Consider the following 6,305-nt stretch of genomic DNA (forward strand, 5'->3'; position numbering starts at 1 on the left):
CCTCACTTCGCAGTCACGGGCGTCATCGACGCGGCACCCATCTTGAAGATCGGCTGCTTCGACGCCGGGTCCCAGTCGGTGATGGTCAGCTCGTTGGCCGCACGGTGGTGCCCGGTGTCGTCGTCTGCGTGGGCGTCCCAGTACCCGTAGTGGAAGGGCACGAACAGCACGCCGCGACGGATGGCGGCGATCCGCACCGTTGCGCTGATTGCGCCGCGCGGGCTGGCGATCTCGACGAGGTCGCCGTCGTGCACACCGCTGCGCGCGGCATCCAGTGCGTTGACCTCCACCCACACCTCCGGCGCCGCCCCGTCGAGTTCGGGTGCTCGCCCCGTCTTGGTGCGGGTGTGGAAGTGGTAGACCGTTCGTCCCGTGATCAGCGCGAAAGGGTGTTCGGCACTGGGACTCTCGGGAGGTGGCAGGTGTGGCGCCGCCTTGATCAGCGCCCGCGCCCCCGGGTTGAGGTCGCGGTACTCATCGGGTTGTAGCGGCTCGCCGGTGAGCAGATCCTTGCCGTACGACTCGCAGTAGTCCGCCGCGCTGTAGAACCGGCCGTCGGCGTAGAGACGCTCGGTGCCCTCGGGAGCGTCCGCGGTGCACGGCCACTGCACGCCACCGCGGGCCCGCAGCAACTCGTACGTCATCCCGCTGTAGTCGCAGGGCCGGCCCGCGCTGCACTCACGCCAGGATTCGAAAGCGGATTCGGCATCCGTCCACGGGGGCAACGGCTTCCCATCCCGGTCACGGAAGTCCATCCGACGGGCGTAGTCGAGAAAGATGTCGAGGTCGGCTCTGGCCTCGCCGGGCGGATCGACGGCCTTCTCCGACAGGTGCACGGTGCGATCGGCGTTGGTGAACGTGCCCGTCTTCTCACCCCATCCAGCTGCCGGGAGTACGACATCGGCGAGTGCGGTCGTCTCATTCGGGAACATGTCCTGCGCCACGACGAACACATCGTCCCGTTCGAGGATCGCGCGGATTCGCCCCAGCTCCGGCAGCGACACGGCGGGATTCGTGGCACTGATCCACAGCATCCGTATCGTCCCCTCTTCGGCGAGGCGGAAGATCTCCATCGCGTGGGTGGGCGGGTTTTCATGCGGGAGCCGGTCTTTCTCGATGTTCCACAGGTCGGCCAGTTCGCGCACGTGCGCGTCGTTCTCCCAGTTGCGGAACCCCGCGAGATCGCCGTCGGCCCCGCACTCTCTGGTGTTCTCGGCGGTGGGCTGGCCGTTCATCTGCAGCAGACCACAACCGGGCCGCCCGAGCATCCCCCGGATGAGGTGGATGTTGTTGACCTGAACCGCCGCGGCGGTCGCCTGGTGCGATTGGTAGAAGCCCTGCAACACCGTCGACACCAGTCGTTCGGCGCTGCCCAACAGACGTGCGGCGTGACGGAGATCGTCGGCCGGGACATCGCAGATCTCGGCGACGCGTTCCGGTGGATAGTCGTCGACCATCCGACGCAGGTCGTCGAAACCGACTGTGTGCGCGTCGATGTAACCGTGGTCGATCCAGTCGTTGGCGATGATTTCGTGCAGCAGCCCGTTCATGAGCGCGACGTTCGTGCCGGGTAGCGGTGCCAGGTGGACGGTGGCATGCCGGGCCACCGGCGTCGTCCGCGGGTCGACGCAGATGATGGCCGGCGGGTGGGGACCCGCGAGTCGGTCGAGGATGCGCATCCACGTGACGCTCTGGGTCTCGGCGATGTTGTGACCGAACAGCGCGATGGTGTCGGCATGGTCGAGGTCGGTGTAGGTGCCGGGCTGACCGTCGCTGGCGAACGAGGCCTTCAGTGCTTCCGCGGCCGTCGCGGTGCACAACCGGGTGTTGCCGTCCACGTGGTCGGTGCCGATGGCTCCGTGGGCGATGACCCCGAGCGTGTAGTACTCCTCCAAGAAGAGCTGTCCGGACGTGTAGAAGCCGATCGCGGCGGGTCCGTGTTCGTCGAGCAGGGTCCGGGACCGTTCGACGATGCGTCCCATTGCGTCGTCCCACGTGGCGTTGACCAGGCGTCCGTGCTCGCGGATCAGTGGGCGGGTCAGTCGGTCCCGAGACGAACTGGCCTGCCATCCGTAGAGATCCTTGACGTCGACGCGACCACGGTTGACACGGTCATCGGCCCGGCCGCGGACGCCGACGATCCGGTCGTCGACCACCGCAATGTCGAGGGCGTCGCCGTTGGAATGCAGGACCGACGCCGAGCGAACCCAGCGTTGCACCTCGTCAGGACTGATCCCGTCGCCCAGATGCTGATCGACCCGGGCCGGCCATCGTTCACCCGGCGCATACGGGGTGCGCCCACCCCAGAGGTCATCGATGCGATCGGCCACGATTCCCTCCCCACGACGGCACGACGCCTTCGGACCGTCGGGGTGTACCCAACCGCGTCCGGAGTCATTCGTCGTCCGTGGACCGCGATTCGACGCCGGCCGATTACTCCGACGCGATTGTGGGTAGCCCTCCGGCACGTTCGCTCGCGACCCGTTACCGACCCGTTGCGCGCGACACGATCCGAGCTCGACGACCTCGGCAAGAGGTCCCGGGCGCGGACAGATTTCTACGATGAGGAACAGGGCTCACGGCCGGACACGACGTCGGACCGCGAGTCGCACACAACGACCGTGAGGAGAACATCATGGCCAAGTACCGCGTCATCGATTCGAGCGAGAACGTCGTCGAGGAGAAGGAGTTCGACGACGCCACCGGCGCATACGACTGGTTCAAGACCGTCGCCGCACCGGACGACAGCCTCGGCACCGTCATGCAGGTGCACGACGACGGCGAGTGGAAGAACTTCGAGGTCTCGGACGGGGGCACCAACGCCAGCCCGTCCGCCGACGCCGACTGAACCGCCTCCCCTCGGCAGGACGAGGTCGGCCACCCTTCGCGCCCCGGGTCTCCCGGGGCGCGAAGTCCGTTCTCAGACCCCGAACGCAGCCGGATAGGCGATCGTCCCGCTCGGCACCGGGCGCGCATCGTCGAGCACCAGCGCCATCATCGCCTCGTCCGGGACGTCGAACGGTGCGCGGATTCCGAATCGGGACGCCGGGACGAAACCGAATCTCGGGTAGTACTCGGCATGGCCGAGCACCACCACCACATTCTCGCGGTGCGCGCGGGCAACGTCGAGACCCGCGACGATGGCCGCGGAGCCCGCCCCGGACCGTTGACACGACGGCAACACGGCGCAGGGTCCGAGCGTGAGCGCCGGTGCCGCGTCGACGCGGCACCGCGAATACGACGCGTACCCGACGATCGTGCCGTCGGCGTCGGTCGTGACGATGGAGAGCCCGTCGATCCAGGCGTCGCTGTCGGCCCGCAGCTCATCGACGATCCGCGCCTCGTCGGGGGTCGGGAACGCTGCGAGCACCACGTCGCGGATCGCGTCGGCATCCCCGTCACGCTCGGCGCGGGTCGCCCACCTGCTCACGGGTTGTCCGCACGCCGTCGTGATGCTGTGACGGTCGCTGTCACCGACCGCACCCGCCGGCCGGCTGCCCGGAGAAGCGACTGTTGAGGAAGCCGAACGCCTCGGCGCTCCACGGGATGAACGCCCGGGTGTGGTTCGAGCCGCGGTACTCGGTGAACGTCGTCGGCACCCCGCGGTTGCAGAACGAGCCGGCGAGGCGCGCGACATCGGCCGCGATCATCACACCGTCGCCGGTGCCGTCGACATTGCCGACCCCGAGCATCATGGGGCTGCGCGGAGTGCCGAGCGTCCCCATCACATTCTGCGAGATCGCCTGTCGGACACCGGGAACGTCCAGCAGGCCGCCGACCGTCGACACGAGGAGCTGGTGATCGGTCAGACCCGGGTACTTGTCGGCGAACGCCTCGATGCACTCCCCCGCGACCTGTCCGAGGACCCGCTTGCCCTTCGGGGACAGGTAGGACTGCATGTCGATGCCATAGGTCTCGGCGTACACCGCCATCAGCGCCGGGATCACGCCGGCCCAGTTCTGACTGCCGTTGACGTACCCCAGATTGTTCGCCGGGTTCACCAGCACACCACCCGCGGCGGCCCCGACGATGTTCAGCTCCGGCGCGTAGCGCGGCGCCAGCTCCGCACCGAAGCCGGTGGGGATCGATCCGCCGGAGTAGCCGAACAGTCCGACCGGCGTCCGGGCCGGCGCCCGCAGGTGACCGAGTGCGGCCCGCACGCCGTCCAGCGCGGCGTACCCCGATTCGCGCGCCATCGTCCAGCGCAGCCCGCGGCCCTCGTAGTCGGGGGCGGCGACGGTGTAACCGGCGGCGAGGAGCCCGGAGATGAGCGTGATGTCGATCGGCGCCTCCGCGGCATTACCGCCGCGCAGCGTGTACGACGGGTCGCACTGCGAGCCGAGTGCGTCGTAGAACGAGTGGTACGAGACGATGCGTCGTGGCGCTCCGGCAGCCGCGCCCGGCGGGGAGATGACCGTGGTGACCGTCGCCGTCGGCCTGCCGAACTGGTTCGTCGTCCGGTAGAGGATCTGGGTGGCCGAGATCGGGATACTGGTTCCGCGCCAACCCAACTCGACCTGCCGCGTCCGCAGCGCTGCGCCTGGTGACCGCGATTCGTAGCCCGCGGGCGGATCGTAGAACGGGTCCTGCGACGGCAACTGCCCCGGCGCTGCCGCTGGTACCGGAACGGGCGCCGCCGACACCGTGGGCGCGAGGAGGGACAGGGTCGTCGTCAGCCCGAGGATCGCGGTCAGCGTTCCGAGGCCGCGGGAGAGAAGCCGCATGGATCGTCATCCTGCCCGATATGCGGCGTCTGCTGTGTCGTTCGGTTCCGACTCGGCACGAGACCGCGCCCGGATGTCACACCGAAGGTCACACCCGGGGCGTCAGCCAGGGGTGGCGTCCGGCACCGGGTTCTCGCCGGCCCGCTCGACCGCCTCGACCACCGGCGACATCGCCACCACCACTGCGCCGGCCACGGCAGCGACGAAGGCGATCACGGCGACGGCGCCCCAACCGGCACGCGTGGTGTCGCCGAGCACCAGGATGCCGATGACACCGGGGACGACCGTCTCGCCGACGACCAGAGCGGCCGACGCCGCGCTGACCGACCCCTTCTGCAGGGCGACGGTGAACATGTAGAAGCCACCCGGGCCACACAGGATGATCGCGTAGAGCGCCGGGTCGGTGAGCAGTTCACCGAGATCGAACGGGTCGAGGCCGTCGAGGATGCGCACCGCGACCGCGAGGACCCCGAACAGCACGCCGGCGGAGAGGCCCGCCAGTACCGCGACACGACTCTGCATCCGTGGCAGGATCGCGGCGCCGAGTCCCAGGATCGCTGCTCCCACGACGAGCACCGCCCAGTGCAGCCACCATTCGTGCTCGTGACCCTCGTCGCCGGCCGAGAAGCCCAGCAGGACCAGCGATACGACGACGACCGCGATCGCCGTCCAGTCGCGGACCGACAACCGCGCGTGCAGGAACAGCGTGGCGAGCACGACGGTCACGACGAGGTTCGCACTGACGATCGGTTGTGCCAGGAACAGCGGGATCATGCGGGCGGCGACCATGTTGCCGAGGAATCCGATGCCGTCGAGCGCCGTGCCCGCGAGGAACGACACCGTCAGCATCGCGGTGATCGTCGACCGCAGCGACGGCGCCTCACCCGGCGCGCCGGTGTCCTCGACACTCTGCGCGCCACGCGCCTGCAACACCGACGCGGTGCCGTACGCCAGCGCCGCGAACACCGCCGCGAGGATCCCGATCAGCATGGTCGAACAGTAACCACCGTCGAGCGGTCGTGCGGGACGATGACGATCGCGATCAGTTCGTCGACGCGTCGGCGACGTAGGCGTCGGCGAACTCGCCGATCGCGGGGATCGGCTGGACGCAGTCGAGGAGTACGCCGTCGGGACCTTCGACGATGAAATGCCGCTGACCGAAGTCCTCGTCGCGCAACTCGAGCACCGGACGGAGTCCGTGTTCGTCCGTGAGACGCCGGTAGAGCACGTCGACGTCGTCGACCTCGATGTTGACCAGCAGTCCGGCGGCCGGTCGGCGGTGGCCCTCGGGGATCGTCGGATGAGTCGCGTCCACGAGCGCCAGCTCGAACACGCCCGTGCGCATGCTGACGTACCAGTCCGCAGAGAAGGTGACCTCGAAGCCGAGAACCCGCTGGTAGAAGTCTGCGGCCGCGGCCACGTCGGTGGACATGAGGACCGGGTAGACGCTGGTGACGTTCATGTCGGAGCTCCTTTACGTACGATGTGTTTGTATAGCCGACTATACATACGCAGCGTACGTAAAGGAACCTTCCGTGCCGAGAGCCTCCGCCGCGGCCGCAGCCGAGACGGCCCGTGCCG

At 68.5% G+C, this 6,305-nt stretch carries 6 protein-coding genes; 1 reads left to right on the forward strand and 5 read right to left on the reverse strand.

Annotation, left to right across the window (positions count from 1 at the left end):
- Positions 1 to 2: 2 nt before the first annotated feature.
- Positions 3 to 2,333, reverse strand: coding sequence for a molybdopterin oxidoreductase family protein (locus Q9R39_RS12475; protein WP_058251116.1), 2,331 nt, complete (start codon positions 2,331 to 2,333; stop codon positions 3 to 5).
- A gap of 302 nt (positions 2,334 to 2,635) precedes the next feature.
- On the opposite strand from Q9R39_RS12475, the gene Q9R39_RS12480 reads away from it, so the two are divergent.
- A complete protein-coding gene (locus tag Q9R39_RS12480) occupies positions 2,636 to 2,848 on the forward strand; it encodes a hypothetical protein (RefSeq protein WP_058250921.1) in 213 nt (70 codons plus the stop codon).
- A gap of 72 nt (positions 2,849 to 2,920) precedes the next feature.
- Here the strand turns inward: Q9R39_RS12480 and Q9R39_RS12485 are convergent, their stop codons facing one another.
- The 4 genes from Q9R39_RS12485 to Q9R39_RS12500 form a co-directional block, all read right to left on the reverse strand.
- Complete coding sequence (locus tag Q9R39_RS12485; RefSeq protein ID WP_058250920.1) at positions 2,921 to 3,430, reverse strand: GNAT family N-acetyltransferase; 510 nt, start codon at positions 3,428 to 3,430, stop codon at positions 2,921 to 2,923.
- A 40-nt stretch (positions 3,431 to 3,470) separates the two neighbouring features.
- The gene (locus tag Q9R39_RS12490) at positions 3,471 to 4,724 is read right to left on the reverse strand and encodes a lipase family protein (RefSeq protein WP_058250919.1); all 1,254 of its coding nucleotides are present in this window, start codon (positions 4,722 to 4,724) and stop codon (positions 3,471 to 3,473) included.
- 102 nt (positions 4,725 to 4,826) lie between these two features.
- Positions 4,827 to 5,714 carry a DMT family transporter gene (locus tag Q9R39_RS12495; RefSeq protein ID WP_058250918.1) on the reverse strand — a complete coding sequence of 296 codons (888 nt, stop codon included), beginning with the start codon at positions 5,712 to 5,714 and terminating at the stop codon, positions 4,827 to 4,829.
- A gap of 52 nt (positions 5,715 to 5,766) precedes the next feature.
- Positions 5,767 to 6,186, reverse strand: coding sequence for a VOC family protein (locus Q9R39_RS12500; RefSeq protein WP_078111885.1), 420 nt, complete (start codon positions 6,184 to 6,186; stop codon positions 5,767 to 5,769).
- Positions 6,187 to 6,305 lie beyond the last annotated feature (119 nt).

The sequence above is a fragment of the Gordonia sp. AC31 genome (assembly GCF_031844505.1).
Taxonomy (GTDB): domain Bacteria; phylum Actinomycetota; class Actinomycetes; order Mycobacteriales; family Mycobacteriaceae; genus Gordonia; species Gordonia hongkongensis.